This window comes from Glycomyces tenuis DSM 44171 (assembly GCF_000427885.1).
Classification (GTDB): domain Bacteria; phylum Actinomycetota; class Actinomycetes; order Mycobacteriales; family Micromonosporaceae; genus Glycomyces; species Glycomyces tenuis.
In genome coordinates this window covers 231,291-251,122 of the sequence record NZ_ATYW01000009.1, presented here as the reverse complement: position 1 = coordinate 251,122, position 19,832 = coordinate 231,291, and the positions used below count along the sequence as shown (strand labels likewise).

The following is a 19,832-nucleotide window of genomic DNA, read 5'->3' as shown; positions in this document are numbered from 1 at the left end:
CTCGTCGGTGCCGTCGGCCCGCGCTTGTAAAAAGACGACACAGCCGCGGCATAGCATCGGAGGCGTGGAACGACGCACCGCCAGTGACAAGGGCCTGCTGCGGCCACAGGAGGCCGCCCGGTACATCGAGCTGCGCAGATACCCGGTCGAGGGTGCTCTGGGCGGGTACGTGGAGCGGTTCTGGTCGGTGCGCTGGGACCTGCCGGAGGGCGCCTCGTACGAGTCGGTGGTCATCCCCCATCCGGCCGTCAACCTCAGTTTCATGCCGGTGCTCGGCGCGGAGGTCCACGGGCCCGGCACTGCGATCTCGCGGCACCCGCTCACCGGGGCCGGACGGGTCTTCGGGGCGAAGTTCCGGCCCGGCGGCTTCGCGGCCTTCACCGGTGAGGAGACGGCCGCCCTCCCCGACTGGACGATCGGCGCGGCCGCCCTGTACGGCCCCGAGGCCGACGAGCTGAACGCGGTCGTCGTGAGCGGCGGCGACCGGGACGCGGCCCGGCTCGTCTCCGCCTTCCTGTCCGCGCGGCTGCCCGAGCGGCCCGATCCGCGGTACGAGCGGTTGCTGCGGATCGTCGCGGCGATGCTGGAGGACCGCTCGATCACCAGGGTCGACCAGGCGGCCGAGCGGTTCGCCATATCGCCGAAGAGCGTCCAGCGGCTGTTCCAGTCCTATATCGGCCTGGGCCCGAAGTGGCTGATCCGCCGCTACCGGATCCACGACGCGGCCGACCGGCTGGCCGCCGACCCGGCGGTCGACCTCGCCCGGCTCGCCGCCGAGCTGGGCTGGTCGGACCAGGCGCATTTCACACACGACTTCAAGGACCTGATCGGCTCGCCCCCGGCCGCGTACGCGGAGCAGTGCGCATCGGCCGGGCGCGAGCTGGTCATGGCGAGCCGATGAGAGCTCCGGCGTCCATCTCCAGGCGGCGTCCGGTGAAGGACTCGCGCAGGCGCCGGTCGTGGCTGACCAGGATCACCGTGCCGGTGTAGGAGGCCAGGGCCTCCTGGAGCTGCTCGGCGAGCACCGGGGACAGGTGGTTGGTCGGTTCGTCGAGCAGGAGCACGTCGACGGGCCTGGTCACCAGGCGGGCCAGTTCGAGACGGCGGCGCTGGCCGACCGAGAGGGCGGCCACGGGCGTCCCGAACTGCTCGGCTTCGAACAGGCCCAAGCGCAGCAGCGCCTCGGCGTGCTCTTCGAGCGTGCCGACACGGCCGTCGGCGAAGGCCCGCAGCACCGACTGGCGATCGGAACCGGGTTCGGAGCGTTGGCGCAGGTGGCCGACCGCCCCACCGCGCACCACGGTGCCCTCGTCGGGTTCGAGCTCACCGGCGATGACCCGCAGGAGCGTGGTCTTGCCCGCGCCGTTGGGACCGGTGACGAGGACGCGTTCCCCGTGCTCGACGACCAGTTCGGGGAGGCGGAGCCTGCCATCGACCCGGACGCCGGTCAGCGACACCGCCGGGCGGCCGGTGCCGGTGCCGGTCGTGGCGATGTCCGATGTGAAGCGCATCGGTTCGGGCGGCTGTGGGACCGCTTCGGCGCGCAGCCGTTCCAGCCGCTGCTTGGCGATCTTGATGCGGCTGCCCGCCCCGTGTCCGCGACTGCGGGCCCGGAACGCCCCGGTGCTCATGTTCGCCAGCGGGAGCTTGCGCGGGATCGCGTCCATGTTGCCGACGTTGGCGTCGACGATGCCCTGCTGGCGTTCGACCTCGGCGGCCCACGCCTCGTAGGCCTCCTCGGCCTGGCGGCGTTCGAGGGCCTTGGCGGCGAGGTAGCCGGTGTAGCCGTTGCCGTAGCGGTGGGCCTTGCGGTCGGCGATCTCGATCATCGTGGTGGTGACGGCGTCGAGGAACGCCCGGTCGTGGGTGACGGCCACGACAGTGCCCGGGTAGGTGCGCAGCTTGCTTTCGAGCCAGGTCACCGCCTCGATGTCGAGGTCGTTGGACGGTTCGTCGAGCAGCAGCAGCGCCGGGCGGGAGGCGAGGGTCGCGGCCAGCATCAGTCGCGAGCGCTCACCGCCCGAGAGCGTCCCCAGTGGGCGGTCCCGGTCGAGCTCGGGCAGGCCGAGGGCCGCGCAGGCGCGGTCGACGCGCAGCTCGGCCTCCCAGCCGTCGCGGGCCTCGAAGCGGGCCAGCAGCTCGGCGTACGCCTCGGCGGCGTCCTCACCGGCGGCGAGGGCGCGTTCGCTCTCGCGCATAGCGGCCTCGATGTCGCGCAGTTCGGCCAGGGCGAGGTCGATCGCGTCGGCGACGGTCTGGTCGTCGGGCAGGTCGAGGCTCTGCGGCAGGTATCCGACGCCGCCCGGTGAGCGGACGGTGAGCTCGCCGTTGTCGGGCTCTTCGGCTGCGGCGAGGAGCCGCAGCAGCGTGGACTTGCCCGAGCCGTTGTCGCCGACCACGCCGATCTTCTCCCCCGGTTTGACGGTGAAGGAGACCCGGTCGAGGACGAGGTTGTCGCCGTAGCGCTTGGTTATTTCCACAAGGGATAGTTGAGTGTGGCGGAACATGGCGCCTCCAGGCAGCGGCCGATCACGGTGTGGGAAAGGGAGGAGCGGCGGCGCGCGGAAGGGCACAGCGGTGAGCGATCAAGGAGCCGTGGCGTGCGCGCCTCGGGCCGTCGCGGAGCGGTGCTCGACGCGAAGCCCTGCAGACTGCTAACGGAGGTAAAGCCACATGGATACGACCTTAGGAGGCGCTGCGGGGTCTTGTCCAGAGGACGGCGGCGGCCGGTGCGGTGAGCGTGCTCACCGCACCGGCCGGATCACTCGTTCAGCACTGCGAAAGGAAGCGGTGCATGGTGGTGACGCCGAATTCGAGGCCTTCGATCGGCACGCGCTCGTCGATGCCGTGGAAGAGCGCGGTGAAGTCGAGGTCGGCGGGGAGCTTCAGCGGGGCGAAGCCGAAGCAGCGGATCCCGATCGACGCGAAGGCCTTCGCGTCGGTGCCGCCGGAGAGCATGTACGGCACGGTCCTGGCGCCCGGGTCGGACTCGCGGATCGCCTCGGCCATGGCGTCGACCAGCGGGCCGTCGAAGGAGGTCTCGATGCCGGGCTGGCGGATCTCGTAGTCGAAGTCGATGCCGGGGCCGGCCAGTTCGCGCAGCTTCTCCTCGAGTTCGTCGTTGCGGCCCGGCAGGGACCGGCAGTCGAGGACGGCCTCGGCCGAGGAGGGGATGACGTTGGTCTTGTAGCCGGCGTTCAGGCGGGTCGGGTTCGCGGTGTTGCGCAGCGTCGCGCCGACCAGGCGGGCGACGGGGCCGAGCTTCGCGACCGTCTCGTCGGGCTTGTTCGGGTCGAACTCGACGCCGGTCAGCTCGGAGACCGATTCGAGGAACTGCCGCACGGTCGGCGTCATCTCGACCGGGAAGTCGTGCTGTCCGATGTTCGCGACGGCCCGGCTCAGGCGCGTGACGGCGTTGTCGTCGTGGAGCATCGAGCCGTGGCCGGGGCGGCCGGCGGCGCGCAGGCGCAGCCAGTCGAGGCCCTTCTCGGCGGTCTGGACGACGTAGACGCGCAGGTCGTTCTCGAGGGTCATGGAGAAGCCGCCGACCTCGCCGACCGCCTCGGTGACCCCTTCGAACACCTCGGGGTGCTCCTCGACCATGAAGCGGGCGCCGTGGTCGGAGCCGGCCTCCTCGTCGGCGGTGAACAGCAGGACGAGGTCGCGCGGGGGGACCTTGCCGGCGCGCCGCCAGCCGCGGACGACGGCCAGGAGCATCGCGTCGAAGTCCTTCATGTCGACCGCGCCGCGGCCCCACAGGTAGCCGTCCGAGATCTCGCCGCCGAAGGGGTCGACGCTCCACTCGTCGGCTTCGGCCGGGACGACGTCGAGGTGGCCGTGCAGGAGCAGGGCTCCGCGGGCCGGGTCGGCGCCGGGGTAGCGGGCGGCGACGGAGGCGCGGCCGGGGAGGGACTCGTAGATCTTCGGCTCGAGGCCGACCTCGGCGAGTTTCTCCGCCACGTACTCGGCGGCGGCGCGCTCCCCTTTTGAGGTGGCGTGGTCGCCGGTGTTGGTGGTGTCGATGCGGATGAGGTCGCGCGCGATCTCGACGACCTCATCCGCGGGGCGGGGCGGGTTCTCGGTTGCTGCCATCGTTGATTTCTATCAAGCCCGCACCTGCGGCCTCACGCCGCACGGCTCGCCTCGGCGGCGGCCCGCTCCTTCCGCTCGCGGATCCTGCGGCGGCGCTTCGCCGCGATCGGGTCGGCCAGGCGCGGCGCGATGGGGCCGAGCGCGGCGAGGATGAGCACGTAGGCCGCGGCCAGTGAGCCCAGTTGCGAGTCGAGTCCGGCGGAGACGCCGAGCCCGGCGATGACGATGGAGAACTCGCCGCGCGGCAGCAGCACCGTGCCGGCGCGCAATCGCCCGGTGAAGGCCGAGCCGGCCTGGCCCGCCGCCCACCAGCCCGTGGCGAACTTCGTGACGATCGTCACCACGGCCAGGACGGCGGCGATCGCCAGGACCGGTGGGAGGTCCTGCGGATCCGTCTGGAGGCCGAAGTTGACGAAGAACACCGCCGAGAAGAGGTGCTTCAACGGTTCGAGGGTGCGTTCGGCCTGGTGGGAGACCTCTCCGGCCAGGGCGATGCCGACGAAGAAGGCGCCGACCGCGGCCGAGACGTGGACCTGCTCGGCCAGCCCGGCGACGACCAGGATGATGCCGAGGACCTTGAGCATCAGGATCTCGTCGCTCGGCGAGGCGAGGAAGCGCGAGAGGAGGCTGCCGCCCCTCGATGCGACGAAGAACGCGGCGCCGACCGCGAGCAGGGCCAGCGCGAGGCCCCAGGCGGCCTGGGCGAAGGCGAGACCGGCCAGGATCGTGGTGACGATCGGCAGGTAGAGGGCCATGACGAGGTCCTCGGCGACCAGGAGCGAGAGCACGGTCGGGGTTTCTCGGTTGCCGAGCCAGCCCAGGTCGGACAGGACCTTGGCGATGATGCCCGAGGAGGAGACGTAGGTGACGCCGCCGAAGACGACCGCGGCCAGCGGGCCCCAGCCGAGCAGCAGCGCGCAGACCACGCCCGGGGTCGCGTTGAGGACCAGGTCGACGATCGCGGCCCTCCAGGAGGTGCGCATCGTGCCGAGGAGTTCGCGGGGGGTGTACTCGAGTCCGAGGGCGAACAGCAGCAGGACGATGCCGACCTCGGCGCCGATGTCGAGGAAGTTCTGGATGGCGTCGAGGTCGTGCAGACCGCCGTCGCCGAAGGCCAGGCCCGCGAGGAGGTAGAGCGGGATGGCCGAGATGCCGAATCTGCCGGCGACGGCGCCGAGGATGCCGAGTGCGCCGATGAGCAGGCCGAGCTGGAGGAATACTTCGACGAGATGGTCCATGCGCTACTCGAGCCCGCGCAGGATACGCCCGACCTTTTCGACCGCCTCCTCGGTCCCGATGGTGACGAGCCGGTCGCCGACGTGCAGTTTCTCGGAGGGGGCCGGGCCGGTCTCGACGCCGGAGTCGCGCACGATCGCGACGATCGAGGCGCCGGTGCGGGTGCGGGCGCGGGTGTCGCCGAGCGGGCGCTCCGCGTAAGGGCTGGTGGCGTCGATGAGCAGCTGGCGGGAGACGAGGTTCTCGATCTCGTGGTGAAGCTGGTTGATCTTCTCGACGATGCGGGCGCCGCCGAGCAGTTCGCCGACCGATCCGGACTCGTCGGCGTCGAAGACGATGCAGTCGAGCATGGAGTCGGGGTCGTCCGGGTCGTAGATGATGAAGTCGCGCCGTCCCTCGCGGTGAGCGACGATGCCGAGATGCACGCCTCGCTTGGTCTCGAATTCGAATCGGACGCCGATGCCGGGCAGCTCAGTGCGTTCCACATCCACGATCGGTCACTCCTTCGTCGTCATGTACGCAGGGAACCGTATCTCACAGCGGCTCGCCCGGATCATCGCCGGGCGAGCCACCGGTCATGCGGGCGCGGCGACCGGCTCGTCGGCCTGGCGCAGGACGTTGAAGACCTGCTCGGGCACGCGCAGGCGGTCGTCGCGGCCGTAACGGCCGCGGGCCTCGGCGGCGGTGTCGGGGTCGGCGGTGATCGCGGCCAGCTCGTCGAGCAATTCCAGGAGTTCGCCGGAGGCCGGTTCGTCCGGCGCGGGCATGCCGCCCCACACGTCCCACGGCAGCAGCTCCATGTTGGCGAGGGCGGCGACGTCGCGGACGAGGTTGCCCGCGATCCACCACCAGCCCGCCTTCCCTTCGACTCCGGAGAGTCCGCAGCGAGCCGGATCGATCTCACCGGCGCGGTAGCGCCGCCACGCCTCGCCCGCGACGACGAAATGGTCGCGGGCGAGGTCGAGCGGGTCGATGGCGACGGGCAGGCCGGGCGTGATGACCTGGTCCATCTGCGCGTCGCACAGGATCCAGCGGCCGGTCGCGGCGTCCCAGCGTTCGACCGCCCAGTGGTCGATGTGCCAGCCGGGCTCGAAGTAGGTGCCGAAGCCGCAGCGGGCGCGGGCGAGGATGCCTTGGGCCCGCAGGGCTGCGACGGCGAGCAGCGTGAAGTGGCGGCAGCTGCCGCCGAGCCGGTCGCGCGGCTCCCGCCGCTCGTTCAGGGACCGGCCGTCGGCGAGGAGGCGTCCGATGATGTGCTCGGTCGACCGCAGGTGGGCGGTGTCGGTGTACTCGGGCACGCGTTCGAGGCCGTACGCCTCGCGGCAGAAGTCGTGCATCAGCAGGCCTTGCACGGCCGCGAAGAGTTCCGGAAGGCTCGCGGGGAGGGCCCGCAAGGCGGCCTCGTGGGGTCCGGCCGCGGTGAGCGGGCCTGGTTCGGTGTAGTAGGCGAGGGTGTCCTCAGTGGTCATTTCTGGCTCCGTTCGATCGGTGTGCGAGAGCATAGAGACATTCACTGCCGGATTTCAACATTGCCAGGTCGTTGGGTTTTACCGATGCGGCGCAATACGATTCCGGGTATGACCGCACCGGACGCCGACGTGCTCTCCTACCCCGATCCGCCTCCCGCCCGGCTGCCCGGCCCCGTGCGGGCGCTGCTGGCGCTGGTGGCGGCCGCGGCGACGGCGGCGGCGCCGCTCTTCCTGACCGTGGCGCTCCACTACGAGCTCGAGTGGGGGCCGTGGGCGACGGCCTGGGCGTGTCTGGCGACGGCGGTGGCGGTCGGCGCGCTGTCGTTCACGCCGGTCGCGTGGGCTCGGGCGCCGAAGGGCGGCTGGCCGGCCGAGTTCCCACTGCCGTTGCTCGTGCGGGTGCTGCTGCGGGTGCTGCTCTACATCGGTGTGTGGGGTCTGGTGTTCATGGCCGGGGCGTGGCTGCTCGGTTCGGGAACGCCCACCGCGGTAGTGGCGATCGGGGGGACGGTGGTGCTGGCGGTCGCCATGGCCGTCGGCTGGACGCGCGTGACGCGGTGGTGCGAGCCGGTCGGCGGCACGCAGGCCATGTACGACCACCTGCGGCCCCGAGGGGGCCGCGAGCGGGATCCGCTGACGTCCGGTCAGGTCGCCGACGTCACCGGAAGGCCGGTCGCGGAGGTGGTGCGCCTCGACTCGCTCCATCCGAAGGTCCCCGCGCTGCGGCCGTACTTCGGCCACGCGCGGGCCCGGTTCGTCCTGGACGACGGTTCACATGTCGAAGCGGCGCTGCTGATCCTCTCCGGGCGGCCGATCGGCCACACCGCCGCCGCGAAGGAGGAGTCCCGCAGGCACGGCACCACGCCCGAGGAACGGTTGGCGGTGGTGCGCGGGGACCACCGGCTCGACGCGGTGCCCGAGACCGGCGAGGAGTCGTACGCCTGCGTCCCGCTCGCGGGCGGGACCGAATGGCTGTGGACGCGCCTGGCGGAGGACTTCGCGCTGGAGATCCGCACCTCGCGGGGGCACGACCGCTGGACGCGGACGCGGCTGGCGCAGGCCGCGGCCGAGCGGTTCGACCGCGATGAGCTCCTCGGCCTGGACTGACGGCGGCGCGGGCGTTTCGCACCGCGATCCCGGCGGTCCACCACCACCGGGATCGCGGTTCGTGCGCCGCCGCCGTCCGTCGGCATCGCGGCGGAGCGGCGGTGTACGACGGTAAGACGCGGCCGGGGCCCGATCGGGTTGCCTCGCCGCGCCTTCGATGAGCGGCACCCGCTGTCGACGCGCCGCCCGGTCGGGGTTCACAGGCGGGCGCGAACGGTGTGAGCGCCGTGTGAGCGTGCTGTGAGGCGGGCGCGGAGCCTTCGGGGCATGGACTACGCATTCGAAGCAGAAGGACTGGTGAAACGGTTCGGGAAGACGACGGCGCTCGCCGGGGTCGACCTGGCCGCCCGATCCGGGACCGTCCTCGGCGTGCTCGGGCCGAACGGCGCGGGCAAGACCACGGCCATCCGCATCCTCGCGACCCTGCTGCGCCCCGACGAGGGGCGGGCCGAGGTCGGCGGCCTCGACGTCGTCAAACGCGCCGCCGAGGTGCGGCGCCTGATCGGGCTGACCGGCCAGTACGCCTCGGTCGACGAGGATCTGACCGCCCGCGAGAACCTCGTCCTGTTCGGCAGGCTGCTCGACATGGGCCGGGCGACCGCCGGGGCCCGGGCCGACGAGCTGCTCGGCCGCTTCGGGCTGGCCGACGCCGCCTCGCGGCGCGTCTCGACCTACTCGGGCGGCATGCGGCGGCGCCTCGACCTGGCGGCGGGCATGATCGGCGACCCGCGGATCGTCTTCCTCGACGAGCCGACCACCGGGCTCGATCCCGGCAAGCGCGAGGACCTGTGGCGCACCATCCGGGCGATGGCGGCCGAGGGCAGGACGGTCCTGCTCACCACCCAGTACCTGGAGGAGGCCGAGGCGCTGGCCGACGACATCACCGTGATCGACCACGGCAGGGTGATCGCCCACGGCACGCCCGCCGAGCTCAAGCGGATCGTCGGCGGCCTGACCATCGCCGTCCGCTCCGCCGATCCCGAGCGGGCGGGGGTCGCCGCCAAGGTCCTGCGCGCCGTCTCGGGCCGCGAGCCCACCGCGACCGGCGGCGGGACGCTCACCGTCCCGGTCGACGCGGCCGGGGCGCTCACCGAGATCACGCAGGCGCTCGACGCGGCGAGCGTCGAGGTGGCCGAACTGTCGCTGCGCCTGCCCAGTCTCGACGAGGTGTTCTTCGCCCTGACCGGGCGCCATGACGAACGAGAGGAGTCCGCGGCATGACCACCGACGTCCGCGAGCAGACCAGGCCGTCCATCGTGAACGAGCCGAAGCGGTGGCGGCTCGCCCGGCACAGTCTCGCGCTCACCGGCCGCGAGCTCACCAAGGTCCGGCGCAATCCGGGCATCTTCCTCGACGCGCTGTTCATGCCGGTCATGTTCCTGCTGCTGTTCGTCTACCTGTTCGGCGGGGCCGTGGCGGGTTCGACCGGCGAGTACCTGCGCTATCTCTTCCCGGGGATCATGGTGATGACCACGGTGATGGCCGGGCTGCTGGCGACGGGCATGAGCATCAACCGCGACATCAAGAAGGGCGTCTTCGACCGGTTCCGCTCCATGCCGATCGGCCGTTCGGCGCCGCTGATCGGGTCGGTGGTCGCCGACTCGGCGCGGTACGTCGTCACCTTGGTGACGCTGTTCGCCGTCGGCTACCTGATGGGGTTCCGGGTCGAGACCGATCTGCCCTCGGCGCTGGCCGCCTGCGGCGTGGCGGTGGCGCTCGGCTTCTCGCTCAGCTGGATCAGCGTCTTCGTCGGCGTGCTGATCAAAGAGGAGGCGATCGTGCAGACCGTCGCGTTCCTCGGGATCTTCCCGCTGGCGTTCGGCACCAGCATGGTCGCGCCGGTCGAGACCATGCCGGGGTGGCTGCGGGCCTGGGTCGACGTCAACCCGGTCACGCACGGCGTGGAGGCCGTGCGGGGTCTGCTCGTGGGCGGCCCGGTGGCCGGGCCGGTGACCGCGACGCTGCTGTGGTCGGCGGGGTTCCTCGTGGTCCTGGTGCCGCTGTCGGTCTGGGCCTACCAGCGGCGGGTCTGAGTCTCCACCAGGGCGAGCGTGCCCTCACGGCCGAGGTCTCGGCCACGGTCCCGGGCCTCGGCGAAGGCGCGCTCGCCCAGTTCGGCGCGCAGGTGCTCCGCCAGGCGCCTGGTGTCGAGGCCGGACATGCCGAGGTCCCACGGAGAGGCCGCTCCCAGCAGCTCCGCCGCGGTGACCGGTTCGCCGCGGCGGTGCAGCAGCATGGCGATCCCCACGGCCACCGCCGCCACCAGGCCCATGTCGCCGGTGCAGCGGGCGAGGTCGAAGGCGCGCTTGAACGCGGTCGCCGCCTCGCGGGCCGCGCCGGTCTCGACCGCGAGGCGCCCGCGCCCGTCCCAGAGCATCGTCTGGAGCATCGGGTCGGCGGCGGTGTGCCCGGCAACGCCGTCGAGGTGCCGCTCCGCCGCTCGGTGGTCGTCCGCGTGGCGGGCCAGTTCGGCGAGCGACACGCCGGCTATGGCGGCCGGCAGTCCGGCGGCGGTCGCGGCGATGCCGCTCAGCTCATCGCGGGCCCGGTCGAGCCGGCCCGCGCCGATTCGGATGACGGCCCGCCACACCCGCTGGTAGTCGTTGGAGCCGAGTTCGGCGGCGACCGCCACGGCCTCGTCGATCTCCTCCAGCGCCGTCTCGAAGTCGCCCAAGGCGACGGTGGCGAGCGCGGCGTAGGTCAAGGCGCTGGCCAGCCCCCAGCGGTCGCCGGCCTCGCGGAATCCGGCGCTGGCGGCGAGCAGTTCGCGGTGCATCTGCTCGAAAGTGCCGCCGTTGCCGCTGCCGAGGGCCCTGACCAGTGCGAACATGCCGCGTTTCCAGGGGTCTGGCGGTACGGCCGCGAGTTCGGGCACGGGCGTCTCGGCGCCGGTGAGCATCGCGTGGAGGGCCTTGCCGATCGGGTCGGCCGGGCGCAGCGGCGGCTCGGCGGTGAGCACCGCGTCGGGTTCCCCGGCGAACAGGGCGTGGAACAGGCAGAGGGTCGTGGCGGCGGCTCGTGAGCCGCTCGGGGCCGGGCCGGGGAGGGTGTGGGCGGCGAGCAGTCTGGCGAGCGCGGCGCCGTGCTCGCCGTGGATGGCCCAGAAGTGGCCGAGGGCGGCGCAGAGGCGGATCGCGGTGTCGGCGTCGCCGCTCTCGCAGGCGTAGTCGACGGCGGTGTTGAGGTTGTCGCGTTCGGCGGTCAGCCGCGAGAGCCAAGGCAGCTGCTCGGGACCGCGCAGTCGCGGTTCGGCGCGTTCGGCGAGGTCGAGGAAGTAGGCGGCGTGGGCGGCGCGCGCGGCTTCGGTGTTCTTCGCTTGCGCGAGGGTGTATTCCCTGACCGTCTCCAGCATCCGGTAGCGGTCGCCGTCGAACTGGACCAGCGACTTGTCCACCAGGGATCCCAGTGGGGCGTCGAGGTGTTCGGCCGCATCGGCGGTGAACCCTCCGGCGCAGACGGCGAGACGTTCGGCGCCCGACCGCTCGTCCTCGTCGAGCAGCTCCCAGCTCCAGGCGACGACGGCGCTCAGGGCCCGGTGGCGGGGCAGGGCGGTGCGGCTGCCGCCGCGCAGCAGCGCGAAACGGTCATCCAGTTTGGACATGATGGTGTCCAGGGGCATGGTGCGCAGGCGGGCGGCGGCCAGTTCGATCGCCAGCGGGAGCCGGTCGAGGCGCTCGCAGAGCTCGGCGACCAGCGCGGTCGGTTCGAAATCGGGCCGCGCCGCCCTGGCGCGTTCGGTGAAGAGCCGCACGGCCGCGTCGGCGTCGAGTGGCAGGACGGGCACCAGCAGCTCGCCGGTGATGCCGAGCGGCTCACGGCCGGTGGTCAGGATGGACAGGTTCGGGCATCGGCCGAGCAGCTCGGCGGCCAGTGCGGCGGCGGCGTCGACGACGTGTTCGCAGTTGTCGAGCACCAGCAGCGTCTCACCGGCGCCGAGCGCTTCGGACAGCTTGGTCAGCGCCTCGCGCGGCATGGCGGTGTCGCGCAGGCCGAGCGCGGCCACGGCGGCCTGGCCGACGTCGGCCGGGTCGGTCACGGCGGCGAGCTCGACCATCCAGACGCCGCCCGGGTGCGTCTGTTCGGCGGCGACTGCCGTGGTCAGGCGGGTCTTGCCCACTCCCCCGGGCCCGACGAGGGTGACCAGGCGGCCCGTGTCGAGGCGCTCGGCGATCCGGGCGCGTTCGGCGTCGCGGCCGATGAGCCGGTTGATCGGTGCTCTGAGGTTGCCTCGGCGTTCGGTCGGCTCGGCCCGGAGGGCGGCGAGGTGCGCTTCGCGCAGCTGCGGCCCGGGGTCGGCGCCGAGGCGGTCGGCGAGGCGCTCTCGGATCCGCTCGAAGGCGGCCAGCGCTTCGGCCCCGCGCCCGTCGGCGCGCAGCGCGTCGATCAGGAGGGCGTGCAGGCGTTCGCGGAGCGGATGGGCCTCGGTCAGCTCGGTGAGTTCGGGGATCGACTCGGCGGCGCGGTCCGGCGCCTCGGCGGCGAAGCGGTCTTCGAGCGCGGTGAGGCGGAGTTCGTTGAGGCGGGTGGCGGCCGCGACCATGTCGGGCAGCTCGACGAGGGGCTCGCCTCGCCAGAGGGCGAGGGCCTCGTGGAGCAGGGCCGCGGCGGTCTCGCGGCGGCCGTCCTCGAGCGCGAGGCGCCCTTCGCGGGCGAGGCGCTCGAAGCGGTGGGCGTCGACGGCGTCGGGCGGCAGCGCGAGGCGGTAGCCGTCGTCCGCGGAGCGTACTTCTGCGCCGTCGGGCAGTGCTCGGCGCAGCCGGGAGACGAGCGACTGGAGCGCGTGGGCGGCGTCGCTCGGACCGCCGTCCGGCCAGACGGCGCGGACGAGCGAGGCGGCCGCGACGGTCTTCCCCGGGTCGAGGGCGAGGCGGGTCAGGACGGCGCCGAGCCGTTTGCCTCCGATATGGATGTCGCGGCCGGCGTCGTCGCGCACTCGCAGGGGGCCCAGGATCTCCACTCGCATCGTGTCGCCATCGTATCGGCCGCGGGGCGCGCGGGCTCAGCTCGCCGGGAACCGGACGGCCTCGCGGTGATTGACGGCGACCGTCCAGGCCACCAGTCCCGCCAGGAGCAGCGCGATGACCACGAGGGTCTGGGGCGCGAAGGCGGAGGCGAGCACCAGGGCCGCGCACAGCGGATAGGCCCAGGCCAACTGGCCGCGGCCGCGCGGCAGGACCTGGAGGCCCCAGACGCTGAGGACGTAGACGGCGACGGCCACCGCCACGGGGGCCGCGGAGGCGATCGGGCCGAGGTGAGTCTCGCCCTCGATCGATTCGACGGCGATCTCCGTACCGGCGCCGACCGCGGCGGCCGAGGCGAAGACGAAGTAGTGGCCGTAGCCCCAGCGGAATCCCATGCGCAGGTTGGTGAGGAGGTCGTGGACGGGCCGGTCGAAGTAGAGCCACCACATCGAGAAGAGGACGACCAGTCCGGCCGCCGCGGTGACGAGGACCTGGACTCGGTCGTGGCCGGTGTCGAAGGCGGCTTTGACGGCCAGTGTCGAGGCCAGGACGGTCTCGCCGAGCACGATGATGGTGAACAGGCTGTAGCGCTCGCTGATGTGGTGGGGGTGCCAGGTGGTGGCGGAGGCCCGCTCGGCGATGACGGGCACGGCCAGTTCGGCGCACACCATGACCGCGAAGGCGATGCCGCGGGCCGAGTCGGGCAGCGCCAGGATCGACAGCCATCCGATCTGGACGATGGTGAGTCCGACGGCGTATCGCAGGCAGGCGGCGCGGTGCCCGGTGTCGGCGCGGGCCGCGCGCAGCCACTGGGACACCATCGCCAGGCGGATCACGGTGTAGCCGATGGTGACGACCAGGAAGTCGCGGTGCTCGAAGGCCGATTCGATGCCCGCGGCGAGGATGAGCGCCCCGGCCATCTGGACCATGACCGCGATCCGGTAGAGGGTGTCGTCGGTGTCGTAGGCCGAGGCGAACCACGCGAAGTTGAGCCAGGCCCACCAGATCGCGAAGAAGACCATGGCGTAGCCGACGATCCCGCTCTGCCAGTGGGCTTCGGCGAGGGCGTGGTGGAGGCCCACGGCCGCTTGGGCGATGGCGACGACGAACACGAGGTCGTAGAGCAGTTCGAGCGGAGTGGCGGCGCGGTGGGCCTCGTCGGCGCGGCGCGGGGCCATCGGCCGGTGCCAGCGCGGCGGAGACGGAGTATCGGCGGACATGCGGGCCTCCTCGGAAGCGGACGCGGCTCGGGCCCTCGCAGTTGTACCGCAGTCAGGCTTCGAGGTCCAGCATCGCGGCGCTGTCGTTCCAGAGCGCGTCGCGCGCCTTCGGGTCGCGGGCGAGCTCCGAAGGGTCGGTCCACTGCGGCCTGCCGCGCCTGAGGGCGACGTAGCGGCGGCCTGCCGGGGGTTCGATCTCGCCGAGGGCCAGCCGGGCCATGGTTCCTCCGGCGGCGGCGCGCGAGCTGAACCGCGGCATCAGGCGGCCGAGCGGGGATCCGAGCAGGGTCCAGACGAGTTTGACGCCGGGGCTGAAGTCCCGCGAGAGGCCGGTCCCGGGCGTGGGGCCGGGGTCGTAGGCGATCGCGGTGATCCGGCGCTCTCTGGCCTCGGCCCGCGTGTTGAGCGCTTCGACGGTGAGCACGTTGCACAGTTTGGAGGCGGTGTAGGCGTGCCCGCCGGCCCGTTTCGGGTCTCGCGCGGGGTCGCGATCGGGGTCGGCCAGCAGCGCCGCGTCGGCGTGGCGGGGCGCGGGCAGGACGCCCGCGTGCTCGGGGTCGTGGGTGGAGCTGGAGGTGAGGACGACGCGCGCGCCTTCGGCGAGGCGGGGCAGCAGCAGCCGCAACAGGAGGTACTGCGAGAGGTGGTTGACGGCGAAGGTGGTCTCGACGCCGTCGGCGGTGCGGTTGCGGTCGGTGGCGAAGGAGAGGCCGGCGTTCAGCACGAGCGCGTCGATGGGGGCGCCGTCGAGGCGGTCGGCGGCCGTGGCGGCGAAGGCGCGGACGCTTCGCGCGTCGGCGAGGTCGAGCCGCAGGACGCCGTCGCCGGCGGTGCGTCCGCCGATGAGCAGTCTCGCTCCGGCTTCGCGGAGGCGCGCGGCGGCGACCGCGCCGATTCCCGAGGTGCCGCCGGTCATCACGACAGTGGTCATGGTGTTGTCTCCTATAAGATGAGTGAAAGCTCATCTTTATAATATGAGTGGAGACTCATCTTGTCAACGTACCGGAGAGGCGGACCGCATGAGCGAACCCAGGGCGGGTGAAGGCCGGCCGCTGCGCGCCGACGCGCGCCGCAACCGCGAGCGCATCCTCGCCGCGGCCGAGGCCGTCTTCGACGCGAAGGGGCCGGAGGCCTCGACCGAAGCGGTCGCCGGCGAGGCCGGGGTGGCCGTCGGCACCGTGTTCAGACACTTCCCCACCAAGCCGGACCTGGTCGAGGCGGTGTTCATCGGGCGGCTGCGGCGGCTGGCCGAGCGCGCTCGCGAGCTGGCGGACTCGCCGGATCCCGGCGGCGCGTTCTTCGGCTTTCTGGAGACGTGGGCGGAGTTGGCCGCGACCAAGCACGCCTTCGCCGACGCCCTCGCCGCCACCGGCGTCGACGTGGCCGCGAGAGCCGCAGGCGGGGACTACCCGGTGGCGAGGGCGGAGCTGACCGCCGCCGTCGGACGCCTGCTGGCGCGCGCACAGGACGGCGGAGCCGTGCGCCGCGACGTGGGCGTGGAGGAGCTGAACGCCATCCTCATAGGAGCCGCGCGGACCGCCGAGCAGTTGCGGAGCGACCGCGCGCTGCGCGGGCGGGCGCTGGGGGTGGTCTTCGACGGGCTCCGGCCGCGCCCGTGAACGGGGCCGTTCTCAGACGTCGAAGGCCGACAGCAGCAGTGCCTCGGCGGCTTGCCGGTGCCCGGCGGTGACCAGGAGTCCGGCCGGGGCGAGCGCATAGGAGGCGTCGATGACGACTCTGGCGGCGGTCGGCGGGCGGAATCCTCCGGCGGTGTGGTCGCAGACCGCTTCGCTGAGCCACTGCGGTGATTCGGGATCTCGTCGCAGGACGCCTCCCGAGCCGATCACGAGTTCGACCGCGGCCAGGTCCTTGCCGCCTCGGAGCGGCTCGGTCGGGCCGCCGATGCGCTCGCCTCTGGCATGGCGGCCGACCGCCACGGTCGCCGCGAGCGCGCTCAGTTCGGCGTCGATCCTTTGCTCCGCTTCGGTCTCCGCCCTGAAGTCGGGGTGTTCGGCGCGGTGGCGAGCGGCGCCGCGGATCGCGGCGGGGACATCGAGACCGTCGGCCTCGGCCGCCTCGACGACGCCGGTCGCCGTGTGGCGCACGCCCAGGTCGCCTTCGACCGTTCTCGAGCGCCAGGCGGTTCCGGCGGCTTCGGCGCGCGGACCACTGCGCTCAGCGTCGGGCGTGAGCACCGAGTACACGTCGGTGGTCGCGCCGCCGACGTCCACCGCGAGCAGGTCCTCACCGAGCAGGTCGGTCAGGAGCTCGATGCCGGTCAGAACGGCGTCCGGGGTGGCGGCCTTGACCATGTCGGTGAAGTCGGCTCGGGCCGAGAGGTGCTTCCCCGCGATCACATGGCGCAGGAACACCTCGCGGAGCGCGGTCCGCGCGGGGACGGGGCTGAGGTCGCCTATGCGCGGCAGGACATTGTCCACACAGGTCAGATCGAGTCCGGCACCGGTGAGGAGCTTGCGTATGTCCGCCGCCGCCGCGGCGTTGCCCGCGAAGACGACCGGGACGCGGACCCCGGAGGCGGCCAGGGCCTCGGCATGGGTCCTGAGCGCGGTCTCGTCGCCGCCGTCGGTGCCTCCCGCCAGCAGCAGGACGTCCGGTCGGGCCTCGGCGAGCCGCTCCATGTCGGCCGCTCCGATGGCACCGGCGCAGACCTCCACCACTCTGGCTCCGGCCGAGAGCCCCGCTCGGTAGGCCGCCCTGGCCGTCACCAGCGGCTCGTTGCCGATCACCCCCAGCCGCAGGCCGCCTCCGGCCGAGGAGCACACCAAGGTGTCGATCACGTTCGCCCCTGGCGGGACCGCCGCCTCGGCGGCCGCGGTCAGACCGTCCATGACGTCGGTGCCGAGTGTGGTCGGATGCGATGCCGTCCCGAGGAGCACACCGGTGGCGGCGTCGACGGCGGCGGCCTTGGTGTAGGTCGAGCCGACGTCGACGCACATGACGGCGTTCGTCATGGCACCACGACGGTGCCGGTGGCCGTGGTGGCGGTGATCGGCTCGCCGAGGACGGTCGCGGCCGATTCGCTCCGGTCCGGGTCGGCGCGGCACACGACGGTCAACGTGAACTCGACGGTGCGGCTGCGGGCGCCGGTGCGGGTGACCGTCCCGGTCGCCTCCACGACGTCCCCGGCTCGGATCGCGGCCTTGAACTGCACGTCCGAGTAGGACGCGAAGAGTCCCTCGTCGCCGTCGGTGCGGATGCAGATCTCCGTGGCCACGTCGCCGAACATGCCGAGCGCGTAGGCGCCGTCGACGAGGCTCCCGCCGTAGTGGGCGTGGCTGTGCGGGACGTAGCGCCGGTGGGTCACGGTGAGTCCGTCGTGGCTGGTCATGCGGCTGCTTCCTTGATGATGCGGTGGACGAGGTAGGAGGCGACGTCGCCCGGTGTGGTGCCGCGCGAGAAGACGCGGTCGACGCCGAGTTCGGCGGCGGCGCGCTCGTCGAAGCGCGGACCGCCGACGACGAGCAGGGGCCGCTTGCCGGGCGGGAGGGCCTCGCGGAAGGCGGCGGCCATCTCGCGGGTGTTGTGGAGGTGGGCGTCCTTCTGGGTGACGACCTGGCTGACCAGGACGGCGTCCGCCTCCTCTTTGAGGGCGCGGTTGACGAGGTCGGGGACGGCGACCTGGGCGCCGAGGTTGACCACGCGCAGCTCCCGGTAGTACTCCAGGCCCTTCTCCCCCGCCACGCCCTTGATGTTGAGGATCGCGTCGATGCCGACGGTGTGGGCGTCGGTGCCGATGCAGGCGCCGACGACGCACAGTTTGCGGCCGAGGCGCTCCTTGACGAGGTCGTTGACCTCCTTGGGGCTCAAGAGCGGGTAGTCGCGCTCGACGACCTCGACCTCGTCGAGGTTCACCAGGTGCCTCGCGGCGCCGTAGACGACGAAGAAGGTGTGGCCCGCGCCGATCGCCTTGGCGTGGACGATCATCGCGTTGTCGAGCCCCATCTTGGCCGCGAGCTGGGCGGCAGCGCCCTCGGCGCGTTTGTCGTGGGGCACGGGGAGGGTGAAGGAGAGCTGCACCATGCCGTCGCCGGTGGTGTCGCCGTAGGGGCGGACGATCCCGCTCATCGGTCCCCCTCGCCGGATTCGAGGGCTTCGCTCGCGGGGTTGAAGTAGTCGTCGGCGCGTTCGGCGACGCCTTCGAGACCGCGGCCGCCGTCGGCGGGGCGCTTCATGATGCCGAAGGTGCCGTCGGCGATGGCGTTCAGGAGCCCGTCGTCGACGATGCGTTCCAGGAGATCGACCGCTTCGCCGAGCACCTGGCCGGCGCGGTTCGCGATGAAGCCGCCGGCGGGCGGGTGGAAGTCCTCGACCAGCCCTGAGCAGGCGTTCAAGACATAGCGGACGTTCTGGAGGGCGATGTCCCGGTCCGAGAGCCAGGGCGTGACGACCGCTTCGGTCATCATGCCGACCAGCAGGATCGACTGCCCGGTCATGACCCCCGCGAGGTTGAAGAAGCCGTCGAGGAGGTTGCCGCGGAAGACGTCGCCGGTCATGTGCTTGGTCGGCGGCATCCATTTCAGGGGCGCGTCGGGGAACAGCCGGCGCGCGAGCAGCGCGTGGGCCAGTTCGAGCCGGAACGACTCGGGCAGTTCGGGGTTGATCTCGAAGGCGTGCCCGAGGCCGAGGAGTTCGTCGGGCAGTCCCGCCTCGTGCGCGAAGTACTCGTTGAGCAGCTGGGAGACGGTGACGGTGTGGGCGGCCTCGACGGCGTCGGCGGTGGTGAGGTAGTTGTCCTCGCCGGTGTTGATGAGTATCCCCGCTCTGCTGTGGATCTGGCGGCTGAAGCGCTGGTCGACGAAGGTGCGGATCGGGTTGATGTCGCGGAACAGGATGCCGTACATGCAGTCGTTGAGCATCATGTCGAGCCGGTTCATCCCGGCGAGCGCGGCGATCTCGGGCATGCACAGGCCCGAGGCGTAGTTGCACAGCCGCACGTACCGGCCGAGCTCGCGGGAGGTCTCGTCGAGCGCGGCGCGCATGAGCCGGAAGTTCTCGCCGGTGGCGTAGGTTCCGGCGAAGCCTTCCCGGGTGGCGCCTTCGGGGACGTAGTCGAGGAGGGACTGCCCGGTGGAGCGGATCACGGCGATGATGTCGGCCCCGGCTCTGGCGGCGGCCTGGGCCTGGGGCATGTCCTCGTAGATGTCGCCGGTGGCGACGATGAGGTAGATCCAGGGCCGCTGGGGCGGGTCGCCGATCTCGGCGACCATGTCGGCGCGGGCGCGCCGCTGGGCGTCGATCCGGTCGAGTCCGGTGCCGACGGCGGCGCGGGCGAGCTCGCGGGCGGTCTCGGCCGCTCTGCCCGTGGGCAGTTCGAACTCGACGCCGCCGGCGGCACTGGCGTGCGCGAGGCGGGTGAGGTCGGGGTGGTGCCCTCGGGCGAGGGCGTGGAAGACGGGCAGGGCCGCGCCGTGCTCGATGCCGGTCTGCTCGGCGACGGCGTCGACGAGGCGGTTGACCCACGGGATGCCGTCGGGGTCGGCGCCGGTGAGCCCGGCGAGGCGGAGGGTGGCGCGTTCGACCGAGACGGTGGTGCGGCCGCGGGCCATGTCGACGACGGGCCGTCCGGCCTGGGCGGCGAGGCGGCGGGCGCGGTCGACCAGGTCGGGGTCGAGTGGGAGGAGCGGTGCGGCGGTCATCGTGCCTCGCCCTCCCTTGGCGACGCTTGCGGGCCGTTGATCGGCACCCTTGGCGACGCTTGCGAGCCATCGATTGGCACCCTTGGCGAC

At 72.4% G+C, this 19,832-nt stretch carries 17 protein-coding genes; 5 read left to right on the top strand and 12 right to left on the bottom strand.

What is annotated here, in order from left to right; genetic code table 11:
* The first annotated feature begins 64 nt into the window (after nt 1–64).
* Nucleotides 65–901, top strand: a complete 837-nt coding sequence (locus YWW_RS0112775) for an AraC family transcriptional regulator (RefSeq protein WP_026930435.1) — start codon at nt 65–67, stop codon at nt 899–901.
* On the opposite strand, the gene abc-f is transcribed toward YWW_RS0112775, so the two are convergent.
* From abc-f to YWW_RS0112750, 5 genes are all read right to left on the bottom strand, one after another.
* The gene (gene abc-f, locus YWW_RS0112770; protein ID WP_035700142.1) at nt 885–2,507 is read right to left on the bottom strand and encodes a ribosomal protection-like ABC-F family protein; all 1,623 of its coding nucleotides are present in this window, start codon (nt 2,505–2,507) and stop codon (nt 885–887) included. The genes YWW_RS0112775 and abc-f overlap by 17 nt on opposite strands.
* 262 nt (nt 2,508–2,769) lie before the next feature.
* The gene (locus tag YWW_RS0112765) at nt 2,770–4,092 is read right to left on the bottom strand and encodes a M20/M25/M40 family metallo-hydrolase (RefSeq protein ID WP_026930433.1); all 1,323 of its coding nucleotides are present in this window, start codon (nt 4,090–4,092) and stop codon (nt 2,770–2,772) included.
* Between the two features lie 32 nt (nt 4,093–4,124).
* Nucleotides 4,125–5,330 (bottom strand): cation:proton antiporter, encoded by a 1,206-nt coding sequence (locus YWW_RS30070; protein ID WP_035700140.1) that lies wholly within the window; start codon nt 5,328–5,330, stop codon nt 4,125–4,127.
* Between the two features lie 3 nt (nt 5,331–5,333).
* The gene (locus YWW_RS30065) at nt 5,334–5,819 is read right to left on the bottom strand and encodes a cation:proton antiporter regulatory subunit (protein ID WP_035700137.1); all 486 of its coding nucleotides are present in this window, start codon (nt 5,817–5,819) and stop codon (nt 5,334–5,336) included.
* 84 nt (nt 5,820–5,903) lie between these two features.
* Nucleotides 5,904–6,797: a transglutaminase domain-containing protein gene (locus YWW_RS0112750; protein ID WP_026930432.1), complete on the bottom strand. Its 894-nt coding sequence runs from the start codon at nt 6,795–6,797 to the stop codon at nt 5,904–5,906.
* 108 nt (nt 6,798–6,905) lie between these two features.
* Here YWW_RS0112750 and YWW_RS0112745 point away from each other — a divergent pair, with 108 nt between their 5' ends.
* The 3 genes from YWW_RS0112745 (at nt 6,906) to YWW_RS0112735 (ending at nt 9,937) form a co-directional block, all read left to right on the top strand.
* Nucleotides 6,906–7,904 (top strand): hypothetical protein, encoded by a 999-nt coding sequence (locus tag YWW_RS0112745; protein ID WP_026930431.1) that lies wholly within the window; start codon nt 6,906–6,908, stop codon nt 7,902–7,904.
* 267 nt (nt 7,905–8,171) lie between these two features.
* Nucleotides 8,172–9,125 carry a daunorubicin resistance protein DrrA family ABC transporter ATP-binding protein gene (locus tag YWW_RS0112740; protein ID WP_026930430.1) on the top strand — a complete coding sequence of 318 codons (954 nt, stop codon included), beginning with the start codon at nt 8,172–8,174 and terminating at the stop codon, nt 9,123–9,125.
* Entirely contained in the window at nt 9,122–9,937 is an 816-nt protein-coding gene (locus YWW_RS0112735) for an ABC transporter permease (RefSeq protein ID WP_026930429.1), read from the top strand. The genes YWW_RS0112740 and YWW_RS0112735 overlap by 4 nt, the downstream gene beginning before the upstream one ends.
* Here the strand turns inward: YWW_RS0112735 and YWW_RS0112730 are convergent.
* From YWW_RS0112730 to YWW_RS0112720, 3 genes are read right to left on the bottom strand one after another with little or no spacing between them, the layout of a single operon-like run.
* The gene (locus YWW_RS0112730) at nt 9,919–12,867 is read right to left on the bottom strand and encodes an ATP-binding protein (RefSeq protein WP_026930428.1); all 2,949 of its coding nucleotides are present in this window, start codon (nt 12,865–12,867) and stop codon (nt 9,919–9,921) included. The two genes, YWW_RS0112735 and YWW_RS0112730, sit on opposite strands and share 19 nt — an antisense overlap.
* 36 nt (nt 12,868–12,903) lie before the next feature.
* Nucleotides 12,904–14,085 (bottom strand): low temperature requirement protein A, encoded by a 1,182-nt coding sequence (locus YWW_RS0112725; RefSeq protein ID WP_026930427.1) that lies wholly within the window; start codon nt 14,083–14,085, stop codon nt 12,904–12,906.
* A gap of 52 nt (nt 14,086–14,137) precedes the next feature.
* Nucleotides 14,138–15,016, bottom strand: a complete 879-nt coding sequence (locus tag YWW_RS0112720) for an SDR family NAD(P)-dependent oxidoreductase (RefSeq protein WP_026930426.1) — start codon at nt 15,014–15,016, stop codon at nt 14,138–14,140.
* A gap of 88 nt (nt 15,017–15,104) precedes the next feature.
* On the opposite strand from YWW_RS0112720, the gene YWW_RS0112715 reads away from it, so the two are divergent.
* Entirely contained in the window at nt 15,105–15,704 is a 600-nt protein-coding gene (locus YWW_RS0112715) for a TetR/AcrR family transcriptional regulator (protein WP_026930425.1), read from the top strand.
* 12 nt (nt 15,705–15,716) lie between these two features.
* Here the strand turns inward: YWW_RS0112715 and YWW_RS0112710 are convergent, their stop codons facing one another.
* Genes YWW_RS0112710 through kamD form a run of 4 tightly spaced genes read right to left on the bottom strand, consistent with a single transcriptional unit; the run spans nt 15,717 to nt 19,742 of the window.
* The gene (locus YWW_RS0112710) at nt 15,717–17,057 is read right to left on the bottom strand and encodes a glutamate mutase L (protein WP_026930424.1); all 1,341 of its coding nucleotides are present in this window, start codon (nt 17,055–17,057) and stop codon (nt 15,717–15,719) included.
* Nucleotides 17,054–17,434: a 3-aminobutyryl-CoA ammonia lyase gene (kal, locus tag YWW_RS0112705; protein ID WP_026930423.1), complete on the bottom strand. Its 381-nt coding sequence runs from the start codon at nt 17,432–17,434 to the stop codon at nt 17,054–17,056. The genes YWW_RS0112710 and kal overlap by 4 nt, the downstream gene beginning before the upstream one ends.
* Nucleotides 17,431–18,171 (bottom strand): lysine 5,6-aminomutase subunit beta, encoded by a 741-nt coding sequence (gene kamE / locus YWW_RS0112700; protein WP_026930422.1) that lies wholly within the window; start codon nt 18,169–18,171, stop codon nt 17,431–17,433. Before kamE ends, kal begins: the two co-directional genes overlap by 4 nt.
* Complete coding sequence (gene kamD, locus YWW_RS0112695; RefSeq protein WP_026930421.1) at nt 18,168–19,742, bottom strand: lysine 5,6-aminomutase subunit alpha; 1,575 nt, start codon at nt 19,740–19,742, stop codon at nt 18,168–18,170. The genes kamE and kamD overlap by 4 nt, the downstream gene beginning before the upstream one ends.
* Nucleotides 19,743–19,832 lie beyond the last annotated feature (90 nt).

What these genes read in the sequence shown, in the direction of transcription:
- abc-f (WP_035700142.1), bottom strand. Translation starts at nt 2,507, where the DNA reads ATGTTCCGCCACACTCAACTATCCCTTGTGGAAATAACCAAGCGCTAC.
- YWW_RS0112765 (WP_026930433.1), bottom strand. Translation starts at nt 4,092, where the DNA reads ATGGCAGCAACCGAGAACCCGCCCCGCCCCGCGGATGAGGTCGTCGAG.
- YWW_RS30070 (WP_035700140.1), bottom strand. Translation starts at nt 5,330, where the DNA reads ATGGACCATCTCGTCGAAGTATTCCTCCAGCTCGGCCTGCTCATCGGC.
- YWW_RS0112750 (WP_026930432.1), bottom strand. Translation starts at nt 6,797, where the DNA reads ATGACCACTGAGGACACCCTCGCCTACTACACCGAACCAGGCCCGCTC.
- YWW_RS0112745 (WP_026930431.1), top strand. Translation starts at nt 6,906, where the DNA reads ATGACCGCACCGGACGCCGACGTGCTCTCCTACCCCGATCCGCCTCCC.
- YWW_RS0112740 (WP_026930430.1), top strand. Translation starts at nt 8,172, where the DNA reads ATGGACTACGCATTCGAAGCAGAAGGACTGGTGAAACGGTTCGGGAAG.
- YWW_RS0112735 (WP_026930429.1), top strand. Translation starts at nt 9,122, where the DNA reads ATGACCACCGACGTCCGCGAGCAGACCAGGCCGTCCATCGTGAACGAG.
- YWW_RS0112730 (WP_026930428.1), bottom strand. Translation starts at nt 12,867, where the DNA reads ATGCGAGTGGAGATCCTGGGCCCCCTGCGAGTGCGCGACGACGCCGGC.
- YWW_RS0112725 (WP_026930427.1), bottom strand. Translation starts at nt 14,085, where the DNA reads ATGTCCGCCGATACTCCGTCTCCGCCGCGCTGGCACCGGCCGATGGCC.
- YWW_RS0112720 (WP_026930426.1), bottom strand. Translation starts at nt 15,016, where the DNA reads ATGACCACTGTCGTGATGACCGGCGGCACCTCGGGAATCGGCGCGGTC.
- YWW_RS0112715 (WP_026930425.1), top strand. Translation starts at nt 15,105, where the DNA reads ATGAGCGAACCCAGGGCGGGTGAAGGCCGGCCGCTGCGCGCCGACGCG.
- YWW_RS0112710 (WP_026930424.1), bottom strand. Translation starts at nt 17,057, where the DNA reads ATGACGAACGCCGTCATGTGCGTCGACGTCGGCTCGACCTACACCAAG.
- kal (WP_026930423.1), bottom strand. Translation starts at nt 17,434, where the DNA reads ATGACCAGCCACGACGGACTCACCGTGACCCACCGGCGCTACGTCCCG.
- kamE (WP_026930422.1), bottom strand. Translation starts at nt 18,171, where the DNA reads ATGAGCGGGATCGTCCGCCCCTACGGCGACACCACCGGCGACGGCATG.
- kamD (WP_026930421.1), bottom strand. Translation starts at nt 19,742, where the DNA reads ATGACCGCCGCACCGCTCCTCCCACTCGACCCCGACCTGGTCGACCGC.